Source organism: Bacillus cereus group sp. Bc031 (assembly GCF_027716265.1).
Lineage (GTDB): Bacteria > Bacillota > Bacilli > Bacillales > Bacillaceae_G > Bacillus_A > Bacillus_A paranthracis.
The window spans coordinates 21,761-36,153 of sequence record NZ_JAQFUL010000030.1; the positions used below are offsets into that span (position 1 = coordinate 21,761).

The following is a 14,393-nucleotide window of genomic DNA, read 5'->3' on the forward strand; positions in this document are numbered from 1 at the left end:
GTCAGCTTTTTTGCAACGGTACTTCAAATTCAATAATTGATTCCCCCTTTTCTCCAATTCGCTCTACACTAATTCTATCAATTACACATTGTAACTTTTCAGGGAAACTATGAATATCCTTGGCTACTTCAGCAGCTAACTCCGCACTTTCTTTTCTCCCGACTGTTACATGCGGTATGTACGGAATATCTTCTTTCAAAAATTGTAATAAAGGTCCTGTATACAGGATATCATGTAGTTTAGTTATTTGTTCTTTCCCCCGCTCCACTTCTAAAAACAAATAGTTTCTTACATGAGTGATACAATTTGCAAATTCAATTTCAATTTTGCCTACCCCTCTTGATAAATTCAAAATATGAGATTTTAATTCATCATTTGAAATATCACTCTTAAATGGAAATACAATTGTTATATGCGGTGGAATTAATTCAAATAAAGGATCATGTTTTTGTCTAATGTTCTCTATTTTATCGATGGACATATTATTGAGAAAAACTAAAATTGTACGCATTTTTATCCCTTCTACTTTTCCTTATTTTAATATGTATCATATTCTATAACAATCTTGCACTTCAACAAATTATTTTACTTACCTATAAAAATAAAAAACTTCTCAAATGAGAAGTTTTCATATAGTATGATTACTATTTTCCCGCCAAACTTTCCTAAACTTTATATAACAAGCAATTCTCCACGGAATGATATACGATACTGCAACTACGTAAAATAATAAACCAACCGTTTGTTGATCTAAATCTACAATAAATTGTCTTGAACCATATCTTAAAACGACAAGTGCAATAAAAGTAATTAAAAAGACAGCACTTTTTTTCGTATAAATATTCCCATCATCTCTTCGTTCATAATTTGTTAATACTATAAGCGGCACAGAGAAAAGTACCCCAATGAATACCGCTATAACTACTTGTAATATAGCTGGATGTACTGGACCAAAAAACCATACAACACCTGGTGTTAAAAATAATAACGGCCATAAAATACGTTTTCCTGATCCCTTTATTGGCTTATGCATGGAGCGATAACGACGCCAGAATATTAATAGTGCAATGCCTAAAAAGACTGTAATGAGTGAAGATGTGTCTCCCATTTGCTATCCTTCTCTCTATAGTAATCTAATAATATTTCAAATCGTTTTTTCGAATGATACTTTACGAATAAATATACTACTAGTTATGATATAAAGGACAGTTAATCCAATTGAAATAACAGTAAAATACGGTATATTTACTAAAGATCCATCACTCGTAAATAATAAATTGGTTACCCCTGCTTCTCCATAAAGTACACTATTTGTTGATAAGAAAAGGGTCCCACCAATCATAAGACCGATCCACTGAAATCGTTGTTTAAAAACTACTACCACTTGAAAGAAACATGCTGTTGTAACATAAAATAAAAATTGCAAAATAAATTGTTGCACCGATTGCTCCCCAAAACTAACATTTACTAAATTATATTTTATATCTTGTAAAAGCATTATTTGAAGAAACGAAAACATTGCGGATTGCAAGATGATATAACAAATTGCTCCGATGAAATATTGAATTCTCGTTACACCAAATGAAACAGCTAAACGAAATAGCTCATCTTGAATGATGAAAACACTCCCTACTATAAACAACATAATTGCTATTGACGGGTTATTTATAATTTCGGGTAAATAACCAATGTTCACTCCATTTAAATGCGCAGCATTTAAAGCTCCTTTTATTAATAAGGCTACAATCCAAAATATTAAAATTGCTTTATAATGAAAATTAATATGTAACTTTAACTGCTTCATTAACATCGTCATTTCACTTCACCACCAGTTATATGAATAAATAACTTTTGCAATGTAATTCTATCAATTGCTAAACCTTCTTTTTCAAGAGAGTAATAATCTTCATTAGAAAGTTCTTCCCATATAACAGCAATACCCTTATTTCCATAAACTTCTCGATTTAATACTTTTTTATTGATCAAGAACTCGTCCACTTTATCCTTTTGCCCTGAAATAATCTGAACTTGTTGTAATAAATCTTCTACCAATGATTGAACAACTAATCTTCCTTCTTTTATGATTATCACATCTTCAATCACATGGGTTACTTCTTCTACTAAATGTGTTGATAATATAATTGTTCGTGGATACTCACCGTAATCTTCTAGTAGTAGACTATAAAATAATTCACGGTGTGCTGCGTCTAAACCTGTAGTTGGTTCATCAAAAATAGTAATTGGTGCTCTACTTGCTAACCCTTGAATAATGCCGACGACTGTTTGCATGCCGTGTGATAATTTATGATATTTCACTGTCATATTAAGCTGAAATTTATTAGCGAGTTCTTCAGCATACTTTCCATCCCAGTTTTTATAAAACATGCTGCACATCTTAAAAATTTCTTTTACTTTAAAACTTAACTGAGCTTCTTCTTTTACTCTAACAAAACAAATATTTTGCATCGCTTTACTATTCTCAAAAACATGTTCGCCAAATATTGATACGCTTCCACTACTTGAAGTAATTTGACCTGCAAGTAAATTTAATAGTGTCGTTTTTCCTGCTCCGTTTCTACCGAGCAAACCATATATTTTATGCTCTTCCAATGAAATCGTTACTTCATTTACTGCTACTTTCTTTTTGTATTTTTTCGTTATATCTTTCGTTTCAAGTGCAATCATCCCTCGTTCCCCCCTTCGTAATTTTTTGAATCATATCCATCAATTCATCTTTGGATATTTCTAATACTTTCGCTTCTTCCCACACTTTAGGTAAATATTCGGTCATAAAAGTATTTTGTCTTTTTTTAAGTACAACTTCTTTCGCTCCCTTTGCAACAAACATCCCGATCCCTCTCTTTTTATATAAAATCCCTTCATCCACTAATACGTTTACCCCTTTAGCTGCAGTAGCTGGATTTATTTGTAACATCTTCGCAAATTGATTTGTTGATGGAACTTGTTCTTCTTCAAGTAATATGTCTTTTAAAATATCAGATTCAATCGTTTCTGCAATTTGCAAGTATATTAATTTATTTTGCTCCAGAGTAGGTTTCATAATTTCACCACCTTAGGTTCATAGGTTCATTACTTATGCGATTAACCATATCACATAAAAATGTATATTTCCATAAATTTCTTTTATAAAAAAAGAGAGTCATTCGTTTAAGAATGACTCTCTTTCTAAAATTTTGAAGTTTCAACTCTAAGTTTTAAATTCTTTTCATTTATACCATTTTGACAAAAATTAAATTGTTGTCCCTTTATAGACTTTGTACGATCTACAACTTGCCCTAAATGATAACTTGTGTGCTCCACTAAATGTAATAAACTATGAAGGTCAATATGTCTTTTTTCTCCACATGCTTGTATATATTCTGTTCCCCATTCATCAAATACTTCTTCAACGTACTGTAGCAAAAGTTCAGTACGTTGTCGCTTTACTGGAAAATACTCCTCAATTCCCTTTTCAAAGACTATATTTGGATTTTTATAACGACTAGTATTTCTCTGTATATGTTCACAAATATGTAGTACGATTCCACCAATTGAATTCACAGAATCCCCTTGTTTCCATAAATCTTCTTCACTAACGAAGCTAATTGCCTGTATTAACTTAGGTAAATAATGATCTTGCATTCGATGATAAGTAATTTTATATACTAACTCCACCTATTTTCCTCCCATCATTTCAACTGCTGTACTGGATACTTTACAAATAAAGCATTCCTAAACTCTTTATCATTCATAAGCATTGTAATTTCTTCGTTATTTTCGTTAAGAAACTTTACTACTTTCTTTTTATCCCATATATCATTTTCTTTTGGGAAATTATCAAACTTTTCATACAGGATTGATAGTATTTCTTCTCTTTTTATCGTGAAATTTTTATTTTCTACTTGCAACTCGTAACCTTTTGCATTTGGTACTAAAATCGCTAAATAAATAACGTTAAAGAGAAAATTCTTCTCCATCGTATCCTTACCATCAAACCAATACGTCTCAACCATGTCTTCTGTCAAAGTTCCATTTCCTTTTGTACCATAGTTCACCTTTATACTTTCATTCTCTAAACTTACACTTTGAAATGTTTCACCACCGGGTAAACGATTAACAATTGCAACCACATCTGAGTTATTCCCAACATATGTCCCAGCATATTGCTTAAAGTCACCAGGTTCAACATCAGATATTTCTTTTATTCTTTCTCCTCTAGAACAAGCAGTAATACATAAAAAAATTGTTAGCATAACAACTACATTACGATGCATATATTTCATTTAGCATCCCCCATTTTTATCGATATTTCGTTAATTACAATACACCTTCTCAAAACCCTTTAAAATATACGCATTTTAATCAAAATTAAAAAATTTCGCTTTTTATGTTTACAATTATCCATTAATTGTATATACTTACTAACGTAAGAAAAATATTCTAAAAGGAGGTCGAAGGAAATGATGAAATTACAATTACATGCTTTAACTTTAGCGTTAACTGCACCTGTGTTTTCTGGACAATTAAATATGAATTCGACCACCCTAATGGAGAATTGAAAATCGTACATTATTTCGATTAATTCATAAATTCGCCACAGGAGGTCGTATGCTTTCCTGTGGCTTTTTCACGCCCTGCCATAGGAGAACTATATCTTCCTGTGGCTTTTTTGTGCGATTTTTTAGTCTCTTACATTATTTTTTAAAGAAAGGAGCAACATTCGATGACTATTAGCGTATTGTTTTTAAGTATTACGATTCAAAGAAATAAAATTTCTAAAGATGAAATGTTTCATAATGAGCAAATTGAAAAAGCTATGAATGATGTTAAGGAGCGCCAAGCACTTTATTGTGATCACATGTAATTCCTTTTCGAAAGGAGGAATTCATTTATGACTTTTCATATTTTCTTTTTTACGACTGTACTTCAGAAAAATACTTTATCTGAAGGTGAAATCATTCGTAAACAACAAATAAAACAACTGACTGATAAAATGACTGACATTAAAAGTTCATATTATACGCATATGTATTAAAAATATATTTTAAAGGAGCAATACCTTCATGAAATTTAAAGCATTCTTTTTAACTATCACCATTCAAAAACGTAAGCTTTCTCAAAGTGAGATTTTACGTGAGCAACACATTCAAACTATTATGGACGAAGTAAAAGAGCGTCAAGCTTCTTATTACAGCCGTCTTTTCTAAATCAATTATAAAGGGGTTTTATCTAATGAAATTTAAAGTATTCTTTTTAACGATTACCATTCAAAAAACTAAGTTCTCGGACAGTGAGGTATTGCATGACCATCAAATTAATAAAGCTATGGAAGATGTAAAAGAACGTCAAAGTCACTACTGTAGCCATCTATAATTCCTTTCGAAAGGAGGAATGTATCATGAAGTTTCATCTTTTCTTCTTAACAATTACAATCCAGAAAGAAATCTTTTCTGAAGATGAATTAAAACAAGAGCAACAATACAAAAAGATTATGGACGAAATTCGAGATCGTAGAAGCAAATACTACACTCACCTATAATCCTTTAAAAATATAAAACTTGAAAGGAGTCGATTATGATGTTGATAGCACGTTGTAAGGAAATGATTTGGATAGTTCAGAGGGATTCCACATAGTTTATTGGGGGCTATATCATACAACTTTACCGTTTTATTTGATATGTAATAAATATATAATAAAATTGCATTCGTACACTTTTTAACATTGATTAATAAACAAAAGATACACCACTTAAAAAGTGGTGTATCTTTCTCAACATATACTATTTTCGATTACTTCGTTTCGTCTTAAACAGTCTCACTAAGTTCGATACAACTGTTTTCGTTACTGCGTACACTGGCACCGCCAAGATCATTCCAATAATTCCCGCAAAGTTACCTACCCCTAAAATTAAAATAATAATTGTTAACGGATGGATATTTAATTTTGAACTCATAATACGCGGTGAAATGATGTTACTTTCAAATTGTTGTACAATTGTTACGATAATAATTACGTACAACGCTTGCATCGGAGATACGAACAAACCTACGATAACAGCTGGTGCTGCACCGATAAACGGACCTAAGTTAGGAATGATATTTGTAAATGCTGCTATAATTCCTAAAACAAAAGCGTACGGTAAATCGATAATTAAATAACCGATAAAAGTAAAAGCACCTACAAATATACAAACGAGAGCTTGACCTTGAATATATGCAGATAATGTTTCGTTCGTTTCCTTAATGATACGAAGTCCTTCTTCACGGTAAGATTCAGGTAATAGACTAACTGCTTTCCCTGGAAACGCATGTCCATCTTTAAACATATAAAATAAAATGAACGGTACTGTAAAAATAACTAATGCGACGTTCGTTATGATACCAAATAAAGCCGTTGCACTCGACGTAATTGTGTTTGGTATATCCTTTAAGTATTCAATTGCATTTTTTTCAATTGTTTCAATGGAAACATAATTTTGTGTAGATAACCATTCAAACAATCTATGATGGGATAAATCTTGTATGTATAGTTTTCCCTCTTTTATATAGCCTGGCATATTTTTCACTAAATCCATTAGCTGTTGTGAGATCGTTGGAACAACTACCCCAACGCCAACCGCAGTTAATGTTATGATAAAAAGATATAACAGTAAAATCGCTAAATTTCTAGGTACTTTTTTCTCCTCTAAAAAGACTAACACCGGATTAAATATGAAGTATAAAAATAACGCGATTAAGATTGGGAAAAACAGCGTTGATATGAAGATACCAATCGGTTGAAATAGAAACGATATTTTTGTGCAAATAAATATGATCGCTACAACCATTAGCACTTCTAATGTCCAAAAGTGCACTTTCGATTTCAAAAAAACGTCCTCCTTTAAACTAGCACTTCTCTTCATTGTACCAAAATAAGTAACAATTTCACATAATATTTTCCTTTACAATATTCCAAAATACCAATAAATACACTACAATGAGATTACATACAAATTTGCAGGTAAAGGTGATAAAAATGACACAATGCATCATTTGCAGAAAAGATACGAAAGAACTTAGTGAACAATATGTCATCCCAGAAATATTATGTGGATATTATTTCACAAACTCCATTTGTGATACTTGTTATGAACAAATGACAACAAATATTGATCGCCCCTTAATCCGGCATAAATTAAGTCAGTTTAAGATTGAACACATGAAAAAACAGATTGACTCCCCGCTCTATACGAATGAGCATGGTGAGGAACTTGCGGCCGCTGAGACAGATGTTGTTGAAGTAAGTGACGAAATACTTTATTCCAATGCATTAATTATGAAACTATGTAAAAAGCACGATATTTCACTACATAATGAAATTTGGAAAGAAGAACGTGTAACGAAAGTAGCTAGCTCTATTCAACGTGAATTACTTTTAGATAACCGTAAATATAAAATGAGTGTATTAAAAATGGCTTATACTTTCGCTGTACAAGCAGTCGATGGCTATTTTGAAGATCCAGATGCGATTGATATTTCTAGCATCCTATCGAATGCCGACTTCATGGAATTAAAAGAAAAAAGCATTGTTCGTGATTTAAGCAAAAGTTCTTTATGGAATACATTAAATACAAATAGTGAAAACCATTACTTTATTTTATTAAGTGATAAAGATGGCCTGTTCTGTTTCATTCGTCTATTTGATATTTTTGATATTGTCGTTCATTTATCAGAAAAGAGATATGAACTTCCATCACCAATTGTCGGCGTAAATGATGTAAATAAGCAAAAATTTTACGTTCAAACTTTAAAACAGTATATGGACGGGCTCTTTAAAGAAAAGTCACCTTCTATTTAATTAGAAACAGAACATACGGTCTCCTTTCTTGATGAAAAGACACTGTGTTATAATAAGTATGAAAAGAACAATACAATCACATAAACCAATTATAAATTGTATATAAATAAAAAAGACTAGTGTGCGGCTACACACTAGTCCACGTAACTTAGCAGATTGGATTGTTCATTTATCCTATTTGTTTCTTACAAACAAAACAACCCACATTCTATTGGCATAGGTGGGTTGTTATTTTTTGAGCTTGTCTATTAAAACGACGACGAATGTTAACAGTGCAACGAGAAACAGTCCACCTTGCAGTAACAACGCTATTTCACTCACTTATTATCACCCCCCTCCTACTTGGAGAAGTGATAATTGAACAACCAACCGTACCTTAAGTTACTATTTAATTTTACCATATTTTCTGATAGTTTACGATGAAAACCCGCAAGTGATTTACTTGCGGGTTTTTTCTCACTATTTTTTTAATGCATATGCATCAGCTATCATTTCACCAACAATTTTATTTTCTTGTTTCTTATCTTCTTTCAATAAAGGAAATAACAGTTCTGCCACTTCATATGCCTCTTCTAAATGAGGATATCCCGATAATACAAACGTATCAATTCCTAACGCTTCATAATCTTTTATTCTATCTGCTACTGTATGCGGATCTCCAACAAGCGCAGTACCCGCACCACCTCTTACAAGCCCGATGCCAGCCCATAAGTTAGGACTTATCTCTAGCGACTCTCTTGTTCCTTTATTTAGATGTGTCATTCGTTTTTGCCCCACTGAATCATATCTTGCAAAGGTCTTTTGAGCAAGCTCAATTGTTTCATTATCTACATATTGAATTAAACGTTCTGCCTCTTCCCATGCTTCTTCTTCTGTTTCTCTTACAATTACGTGTAACCTGATGCCAAATCGTACTGAACGCCCCTTCTCTTCTGCCAGCTTTCTTACTTCGTCTATTTTCTCCTTCACTTGCTCTGGTGGCTCGCCCCACGTTAAATATACATCACTATGTTCTGCTGCAACTTCCTTTCCAGCAGCGGATGATCCTCCAAAATATATAGGAGGGTATGGCGTTTGCACTGGCGGAAACACAACTTTACTTTCCGTAACTTTAATATGTTTTCCTTCTAAAGAAAATGTTTCACCTTGCAATGTCGATTTCCAAACTTTTAAAAACTCATCAGCTGCTTCATATCTTTCATCATGCTCAAGATACAATCCATCTCCTTGTAATTCAACTGGATCTCCTCCAGCGACTACATTAATAAGTAACCTCCCGTCTGAAATTCTATCAAATGTAGATGCCATCCTTGCTGCAACTGTCGGTGACATTAGTCCCGGTCTAACTGCTACTAAAAATTTTAGCTTTTCTGTCTCAGCTGCAAGTGCCGATGCTAATACCCATGGATCTTCACAACCTTGGCCAGTTGGAAGTAACACACCTGTATATCCTAAATAATCAGCTGCCTGTGCAACTTGTTTATAATAACCATACTCAGCTGCTCTTCCTCGTTTTGTCGTTCCTAAATATCGTCCATCTCCATACGCCGGAATAAACCATAATAATTCCATACCTTTACACACCCCTTATTTATTTTGAAACGTACACTAAACTACTCTATATAAATTACCCCTAATAATTTATATGTTAATTTCCTATCTCGCCTTTAAAATTATCTCGCCATCTTAAAAACTTCACTTCTAGTAAACGTACGAGTGAATCCGAAAACTTCCCAACAAATGCAAAAATAATAATACCGACAAATACAATATCTGTATTTGAAAATTGCCTTGCATCCATAATCATATAGCCAATACCTTCTGTAGATCCCATAAGTTCTGCTACTACTAAACTCACCCATGCTACTCCTAATGATAATCTTGCCCCAAGTAATAGGTTTGGCAATGCTGCCGGTAAAATTAGTTTTGTAATTAATTTTCTTTTACTAAACTCTAACACTCTCGCAACATCAAATAACTTTAAATCTACACCTCGTATTCCTAGAAACGCGTTTACGTATAAAGGAAAAAATGCACCATCTGCAATTAATAACACTTTTGATGTTTCCCCAAAACCGAACCATAATACGAAAAGCGGTGCAACAGCTAAGTGAGGCACAGTTCTTAACATTTGTACTGACGGATCTAAATATTGCTCACTTCTCGTTGAAAATCCAACAATTGTTCCTAAAATAATTCCTAAACTCCCGCCAATAAAGAAACCAGCCGCAGCCCTGAATACACTAATACTTACATGACCGAATAACTCTCCTGTTTTTATAAGTTCTTGAAAAGCTAAAAATATATCTAGCGGCGTTGGTAAAACTGTTTTAGAAACTAGACCGAATACGCCGGCCAATTGCCAAATTATTAATATAATAATCGGTATAGTAATTGCCCTTATCAAAAATTTGATATTCGTCTTCTGTACTTTCTTTACATTGTTTTTCTCAATCGTTATACTCGCCCTTTTAATAACTGCTTTCGTATTCTCCAATTTATACAACCTCTTTTCACTTCGCCTTTAACGCTTTTTCTACGAAAGAATTATCTACAACTTTATCTGTCTTAATTTCTTTCTTTATAGAACCAAGCTTATATTGAAAATCTGCTGTCTGTTGCTGTTCTGCAACTATTTCTTTCGTTACCGGAACTAAGATGGGTTTGTCGTGATTAAACACTTCTTTTACAATATCTGCATCTATTTTCTTTGCAGAAGTGTATATTTTTATTGCTTCATCCAAGTTTTCATCTTGCCATACACGTGCTTTTTCATATACTTTAAGGAATTTCTCCACTAATTCTGGATGCTCTTTCGCAAATTTTGTTCTCGCAATTAAAAACTCTGGAGAAGATACATTTAATTGTTCACCATCTGTAATCACCTTCGCTCCTTTATTTACCGTATGTAACGATATGAAAGGATCCCAAATTGCCCATGCATCTACTGATCCTGATTCAAATGCTGGCTGCGCTTCATCTGGTTGCAGTTGAATAACATTTACATCTTTCGCATTGATACCTTCTTTATCAAGCGCTCGATACAATAAATTAAATGCGCTACTTCCTTTTGCTACTGCGATTTTTTTACCTTTTAAATCTTTTACACTCGTAATCTTGCTATCTTTTTGTACAAGAATCCCTGTTCCTTTTCTCGCATAACTTGTATTAGCAATTTCGGTAAATTCAATACCTGCTACTTGCGCGGAAATAACTGGAGAATTGCCAACTTCACCAAAGTCTAATCGATTTGATGCGATTGCCTCAAAATAAGGAGGTCCGCTTTGGAACTCTGTCCATTTCACCTTAACTCCTTCTTTTTTAAACTCCTCTTCAAACCATCCCTTTTTCTGCGCGAGTAATAGTGGACTTAATCCTTGCTGAATACCAATTTGTACTGTTACATCTTCCTTCTTACTACTTGCTGTGCTTTTTTCACATCCGAATAAAAATAAAGAAATAGCTAATGCAAAAGAAAGAACTTTAAATTTTTTATACATAAATACTCACCCTCTCCCTATAAACTTGTTTGAATCAATCCTCCATACTCAAACTGCTGTAATACTTTCTTTCGAATTTCTTGGAATGACTCCGAAGTTTTACTACGCGGATAAGGTAAATTATTTTCAATTACTTTATGTATTTTTCCAGGCTTTGCACTCATGATGATAATTCTGTTTGAAAGATATATTGCTTCGTCTATATCATGTGTAACGAATATCATTGTCGTCTTTTTTTGTTCCCAAATGTTGAGCAGTACTTCTTGCAAATGACTTCGGGTAAATGCATCCAATGCTCCAAATGGTTCATCAAGTAATAATACATTAGGATCTCTTAGCAACGCTCTTGCAATCGCAACACGTTGTGACATCCCGCCTGATATTTCTTTCGGATATGATTTTTCAAAACCGTCTAACCGAACAATTTTAACCCATTCCTTTACCTTATCCTTCACATACTTATCTTTTAATGACAAATCAGCTGCAATGTTTTCTTCAACTGTTAACCACGGAAACAGACGATGCTCTTGAAATATAAATCCTTGCTTCTTACTCGGTTTTGTTATACGCTCCCCATCAATAATGATTTCACCTTCAAAATCGTTGTCTAAACCTGCAATAATTTTTAATAATGTACTTTTTCCACAACCACTCGGACCAATTACTGTAACAAAATCCCCTTTTTCTAATTGAAAATTAATATTCTCTAATACTTGAACAGTACCAGTTTGCTTAGAAAAATATTTTGATACCTCATTAATTGAAACAGTCACTTCTTCCCCTCCTTGAAATGATTCATCTAAATGAATAGATTCAGTATTTATGTAATAAAAAAACCAAAGGCATTTTATCAATAGATAAAATGCCTTTGGTTTCTCCAATCAGCAATACGTAATAGAATTAAGTACATATTATACAAATATTTCCGATAAGTCAACTAGGTTTTATTAAAAATATATATATGATTCGTTTAAATACCCTTATTGTTATTTATATAAAAATTATTTTTTATGTTCCTTAATCCACTGTAACCAATAAGAAAACTCACATGCCAAATGCATTTGATGCGATTCAATAAGACTATTAGGACAAAGTGCCGGAAACTCTACAACTAGACTTACTTCTATACCAGTATCTGTATCTTTGAATTGATGTCGAACTCCACCAATAGTAGTACCGTCTTTCATACGTGCAACACCTGTTGATTGGTATTGATAAGACTTATCTCTAGGTGTCTTTAATCCTGTTTCGTCACCAAAAACAATAAAAAATTGAACTGGAAATGGAGAATTACCAGTAGTTTCGATAACCTCCAATTCATTTTCCCCAAAGGGTCTTAGTACGTAGTGATCTGGACAGGCTGATAAATTCACTTGATTATTTTCATCTGATTGTTCAAGCATAAAACTATCAATTCCATTTATCGCTTCTTCTGCTGTAATCCCATCTAAATAGATACTTGTTTTTGAAAATTTTCGTCTATTACCAGATAAAACTGTAGCGATACGCATACCCATTTCACTTAATTTAAGTTTAGACTTCAACTTATCATACATTTCATCGTATGAATAATTTAATTTTAGTTCTGTTAGTTTTTTTATCATAACGTCTGTATCATTTAATTCTGGCTCTTTATGTCCTAATGTATTGAAAACTTTTTTCATACGTTCTCTTTTCCATTTTGTAAGTTGTTCATTCGAAATATTGTTTCCATCGATCATAATCTTCATATACATTCTCCTTCTCTTTGATCATATCGTAGTGTATTTAATACTAAATTAACCATTTCTCGCTTCATGTCTAGATTCAACTTCACCTCTGAATGAGCAATACTGCTAAGACCGTATAAAATAAATCCTGATGCTAATAATGAGTTATCAATATTAAAAATCCCAGTTTTCACCCCTTCTTCGATTACTTGTCGAATTAATGGCTGCATTCGCGTAAATAATTTCTGTTCCAGTTGAAAATGTTGTTCCGTCTGAAACGAACTCACATTTTTATAAGGCGCTAATTTTTCGATAAATGTCCAAAATATATTTAGAGAATCTTTCAGCTTTTGCATGACAGACCGTTCATTAGAAACAAGTATTTCTTCAATTAACTCCATATTTTTCACAATAAAATCATTTAATACTTCATCAACAAAATTCTCTTTAGACTTGAAGTAATAATAAAATAAGCCCGTTGCTACACCAGCATGATTCACAACATCTTTTATGCCAAATCCTTTCATACCATTTTTCATATATAGTTCAAAACCAATATCCATCAACTCTTGCCTTCTAACATCTGGTTCTTTCGATATTCTTTTCATATGTTATCTCCTATTATGTTTTTTCTGCGACTGAATGTGATTCAATCATAAACGACTGAACTGTATTCAGTCAATATTAATTTCCACAAAAAAAGAGTAATCCCAAGAAATATACATCTAACCTTAGACTTATCAAAAAGGTTAGATTATATAACTTGAGACTACTCAATTTCATTAAATACGTATTCTATTTTCAAATCGATTACAATTTAGTTTAACCCGACTCTTTCTGTCTCTACAATCATTTGAGGAAGCGTCTTTTGAATTATTTCCTCTAATACATTAAGAGCTTCATTCACATAACCATCCTCAAACTCCTCTAAAGACTCAGGCAACTCATCCTCATCTAAAATAAAATATTCTCCACTTGGAAGTACTAAAATATCAATAATTAAGTCTTCAAATGACACTAGTTCATCTGTTATTTGCGTATTTTTTACAACATTAAAATAAGAGCCTAAATACGTTCCATTCTTATCTCTCCATATGTATAAATTGTACGGACGATCTTCCCAATAGTATGCAATGGTGTAACTTCCTTTTGGGATTGTTAAACTCGCAAGATGTGCAGTCATTGTAAATGAATACTGAACCTCATGAAATAGCACGATACTTTGCAACTGCTTTTCAAGTAATAAACAAGTGTGTTCTACTGTTGTCGAGTCATATCTTATTTTTCTTTCTATAATTTCACTTTTTGGTGTTAGTAATTTATTCATTCTTTGTTTCCCCTTATGCT

Annotated in this window: 22 protein-coding genes; 6 read left to right on the top strand and 16 right to left on the bottom strand. The window is 32.7% G+C overall.

The window, feature by feature from the left end; translation table 11 throughout:
• Position 1: 1 nt before the first annotated feature.
• From PDQ33_RS13585 to PDQ33_RS13615, 7 genes are all read right to left on the bottom strand, one after another.
• Positions 2-511: a 2'-5' RNA ligase family protein gene (locus PDQ33_RS13585; RefSeq protein WP_001259226.1), complete on the bottom strand. Its 510-nt coding sequence runs from the start codon at positions 509-511 to the stop codon at positions 2-4.
• 117 nt (positions 512-628) lie between these two features.
• Positions 629-1,108 carry a CcdC family protein gene (locus PDQ33_RS13590; RefSeq protein WP_000502987.1) on the bottom strand — a complete coding sequence of 160 codons (480 nt, stop codon included), beginning with the start codon at positions 1,106-1,108 and terminating at the stop codon, positions 629-631.
• A gap of 36 nt (positions 1,109-1,144) precedes the next feature.
• A complete protein-coding gene (locus PDQ33_RS13595; protein ID WP_000178193.1) occupies positions 1,145-1,816 on the bottom strand; it encodes a DUF4052 family protein in 672 nt (223 codons plus the stop codon).
• Positions 1,813-2,685: an ABC transporter ATP-binding protein gene (locus tag PDQ33_RS13600; protein WP_000560908.1), complete on the bottom strand. Its 873-nt coding sequence runs from the start codon at positions 2,683-2,685 to the stop codon at positions 1,813-1,815. Before PDQ33_RS13600 ends, PDQ33_RS13595 begins: the two co-directional genes overlap by 4 nt.
• Entirely contained in the window at positions 2,672-3,061 is a 390-nt protein-coding gene (locus PDQ33_RS13605) for a GntR family transcriptional regulator (RefSeq protein WP_098487200.1), read from the bottom strand. The genes PDQ33_RS13600 and PDQ33_RS13605 overlap by 14 nt, the downstream gene beginning before the upstream one ends.
• Before the next feature lie 125 nt (positions 3,062-3,186).
• Complete coding sequence (locus tag PDQ33_RS13610; protein WP_061130994.1) at positions 3,187-3,675, bottom strand: DinB family protein; 489 nt, start codon at positions 3,673-3,675, stop codon at positions 3,187-3,189.
• A gap of 14 nt (positions 3,676-3,689) precedes the next feature.
• A complete protein-coding gene (locus PDQ33_RS13615; protein WP_000876554.1) occupies positions 3,690-4,283 on the bottom strand; it encodes a DUF4825 domain-containing protein in 594 nt (197 codons plus the stop codon).
• Between the two features lie 440 nt (positions 4,284-4,723).
• Here PDQ33_RS13615 and PDQ33_RS13620 point away from each other — a divergent pair, with 440 nt between their 5' ends.
• Genes PDQ33_RS13620 through PDQ33_RS13640 form a run of 5 tightly spaced genes read left to right on the top strand, consistent with a single transcriptional unit; the run spans position 4,724 to position 5,539 of the window.
• A complete protein-coding gene (locus PDQ33_RS13620; RefSeq protein WP_000156179.1) occupies positions 4,724-4,864 on the top strand; it encodes a YrzI family small protein in 141 nt (46 codons plus the stop codon).
• A 27-nt stretch (positions 4,865-4,891) separates the two neighbouring features.
• A complete protein-coding gene (locus PDQ33_RS13625; protein WP_000142725.1) occupies positions 4,892-5,035 on the top strand; it encodes a YrzI family small protein in 144 nt (47 codons plus the stop codon).
• Between the two features lie 28 nt (positions 5,036-5,063).
• Entirely contained in the window at positions 5,064-5,207 is a 144-nt protein-coding gene (locus PDQ33_RS13630) for a YrzI family small protein (RefSeq protein ID WP_000668983.1), read from the top strand.
• Positions 5,208-5,232: 25 nt separating this feature from the next.
• Positions 5,233-5,373, top strand: a complete 141-nt coding sequence (locus PDQ33_RS13635; RefSeq protein ID WP_000669815.1) for a YrzI family small protein — start codon at positions 5,233-5,235, stop codon at positions 5,371-5,373.
• Positions 5,374-5,398: 25 nt separating this feature from the next.
• Positions 5,399-5,539 (top strand): YrzI family small protein, encoded by a 141-nt coding sequence (locus PDQ33_RS13640; RefSeq protein ID WP_000668488.1) that lies wholly within the window; start codon positions 5,399-5,401, stop codon positions 5,537-5,539.
• Between the two features lie 241 nt (positions 5,540-5,780).
• Here the strand turns inward: PDQ33_RS13640 and PDQ33_RS13645 are convergent, their stop codons facing one another.
• A complete protein-coding gene (locus tag PDQ33_RS13645; RefSeq protein ID WP_000837888.1) occupies positions 5,781-6,866 on the bottom strand; it encodes an AI-2E family transporter in 1,086 nt (361 codons plus the stop codon).
• A 149-nt stretch (positions 6,867-7,015) separates the two neighbouring features.
• On the opposite strand from PDQ33_RS13645, the gene PDQ33_RS13650 reads away from it, so the two are divergent.
• The gene (locus tag PDQ33_RS13650; RefSeq protein WP_061130993.1) at positions 7,016-7,837 is read left to right on the top strand and encodes an HNH endonuclease; all 822 of its coding nucleotides are present in this window, start codon (positions 7,016-7,018) and stop codon (positions 7,835-7,837) included.
• Between the two features lie 228 nt (positions 7,838-8,065).
• On the opposite strand, the gene PDQ33_RS13655 is transcribed toward PDQ33_RS13650, so the two are convergent.
• From PDQ33_RS13655 to PDQ33_RS13690, 8 genes are all read right to left on the bottom strand, one after another.
• On the bottom strand, positions 8,066-8,158 hold the full coding sequence (locus tag PDQ33_RS13655) for a putative holin-like toxin (RefSeq protein ID WP_001289320.1): 93 nt from the start codon (positions 8,156-8,158) through the stop codon (positions 8,066-8,068).
• A gap of 138 nt (positions 8,159-8,296) precedes the next feature.
• Entirely contained in the window at positions 8,297-9,409 is a 1,113-nt protein-coding gene (gene ssuD / locus PDQ33_RS13660; protein WP_229132890.1) for an FMNH2-dependent alkanesulfonate monooxygenase, read from the bottom strand.
• A gap of 76 nt (positions 9,410-9,485) precedes the next feature.
• The gene (locus tag PDQ33_RS13665) at positions 9,486-10,334 is read right to left on the bottom strand and encodes an ABC transporter permease (protein WP_061130991.1); all 849 of its coding nucleotides are present in this window, start codon (positions 10,332-10,334) and stop codon (positions 9,486-9,488) included.
• 16 nt (positions 10,335-10,350) lie between these two features.
• Entirely contained in the window at positions 10,351-11,337 is a 987-nt protein-coding gene (locus PDQ33_RS13670; RefSeq protein ID WP_000276924.1) for an aliphatic sulfonate ABC transporter substrate-binding protein, read from the bottom strand.
• Positions 11,338-11,354: 17 nt separating this feature from the next.
• The gene (locus PDQ33_RS13675) at positions 11,355-12,110 is read right to left on the bottom strand and encodes an ABC transporter ATP-binding protein (protein WP_061130990.1); all 756 of its coding nucleotides are present in this window, start codon (positions 12,108-12,110) and stop codon (positions 11,355-11,357) included.
• Between the two features lie 228 nt (positions 12,111-12,338).
• Positions 12,339-13,067: a hypothetical protein gene (locus PDQ33_RS13680; protein WP_061130989.1), complete on the bottom strand. Its 729-nt coding sequence runs from the start codon at positions 13,065-13,067 to the stop codon at positions 12,339-12,341.
• On the bottom strand, positions 13,064-13,654 hold the full coding sequence (locus PDQ33_RS13685; protein ID WP_061130988.1) for a TetR/AcrR family transcriptional regulator: 591 nt from the start codon (positions 13,652-13,654) through the stop codon (positions 13,064-13,066). The genes PDQ33_RS13680 and PDQ33_RS13685 overlap by 4 nt, the downstream gene beginning before the upstream one ends.
• A 209-nt stretch (positions 13,655-13,863) precedes the next feature.
• Positions 13,864-14,373 carry a DUF402 domain-containing protein gene (locus PDQ33_RS13690; protein ID WP_061130987.1) on the bottom strand — a complete coding sequence of 170 codons (510 nt, stop codon included), beginning with the start codon at positions 14,371-14,373 and terminating at the stop codon, positions 13,864-13,866.
• Positions 14,374-14,393: the final 20 nt, after the last annotated feature.

Coding starts and splice junctions, on each gene's coding strand:
- PDQ33_RS13690 (WP_061130987.1), bottom strand. CDS start 14,373: ATGAATAAATTACTAACACCAAAAAGTGAAATTATAGAAAGAAAAATA.
- ssuD (WP_229132890.1), bottom strand. CDS start 9,409: ATGGAATTATTATGGTTTATTCCGGCGTATGGAGATGGACGATATTTA.
- PDQ33_RS13670 (WP_000276924.1), bottom strand. CDS start 11,337: ATGTATAAAAAATTTAAAGTTCTTTCTTTTGCATTAGCTATTTCTTTA.
- PDQ33_RS13605 (WP_098487200.1), bottom strand. CDS start 3,061: ATGAAACCTACTCTGGAGCAAAATAAATTAATATACTTGCAAATTGCA.
- PDQ33_RS13590 (WP_000502987.1), bottom strand. CDS start 1,108: ATGGGAGACACATCTTCACTCATTACAGTCTTTTTAGGCATTGCACTA.
- PDQ33_RS13585 (WP_001259226.1), bottom strand. CDS start 511: ATGCGTACAATTTTAGTTTTTCTCAATAATATGTCCATCGATAAAATA.
- PDQ33_RS13620 (WP_000156179.1), top strand. CDS start 4,724: ATGACTATTAGCGTATTGTTTTTAAGTATTACGATTCAAAGAAATAAA.
- PDQ33_RS13635 (WP_000669815.1), top strand. CDS start 5,233: ATGAAATTTAAAGTATTCTTTTTAACGATTACCATTCAAAAAACTAAG.
- PDQ33_RS13685 (WP_061130988.1), bottom strand. CDS start 13,654: ATGAAAAGAATATCGAAAGAACCAGATGTTAGAAGGCAAGAGTTGATG.
- PDQ33_RS13595 (WP_000178193.1), bottom strand. CDS start 1,816: ATGACGATGTTAATGAAGCAGTTAAAGTTACATATTAATTTTCATTAT.
- PDQ33_RS13650 (WP_061130993.1), top strand. CDS start 7,016: ATGACACAATGCATCATTTGCAGAAAAGATACGAAAGAACTTAGTGAA.
- PDQ33_RS13640 (WP_000668488.1), top strand. CDS start 5,399: ATGAAGTTTCATCTTTTCTTCTTAACAATTACAATCCAGAAAGAAATC.
- PDQ33_RS13600 (WP_000560908.1), bottom strand. CDS start 2,685: ATGATTGCACTTGAAACGAAAGATATAACGAAAAAATACAAAAAGAAA.
- PDQ33_RS13630 (WP_000668983.1), top strand. CDS start 5,064: ATGAAATTTAAAGCATTCTTTTTAACTATCACCATTCAAAAACGTAAG.
- PDQ33_RS13625 (WP_000142725.1), top strand. CDS start 4,892: ATGACTTTTCATATTTTCTTTTTTACGACTGTACTTCAGAAAAATACT.
- PDQ33_RS13615 (WP_000876554.1), bottom strand. CDS start 4,283: ATGAAATATATGCATCGTAATGTAGTTGTTATGCTAACAATTTTTTTA.
- PDQ33_RS13680 (WP_061130989.1), bottom strand. CDS start 13,067: ATGAAGATTATGATCGATGGAAACAATATTTCGAATGAACAACTTACA.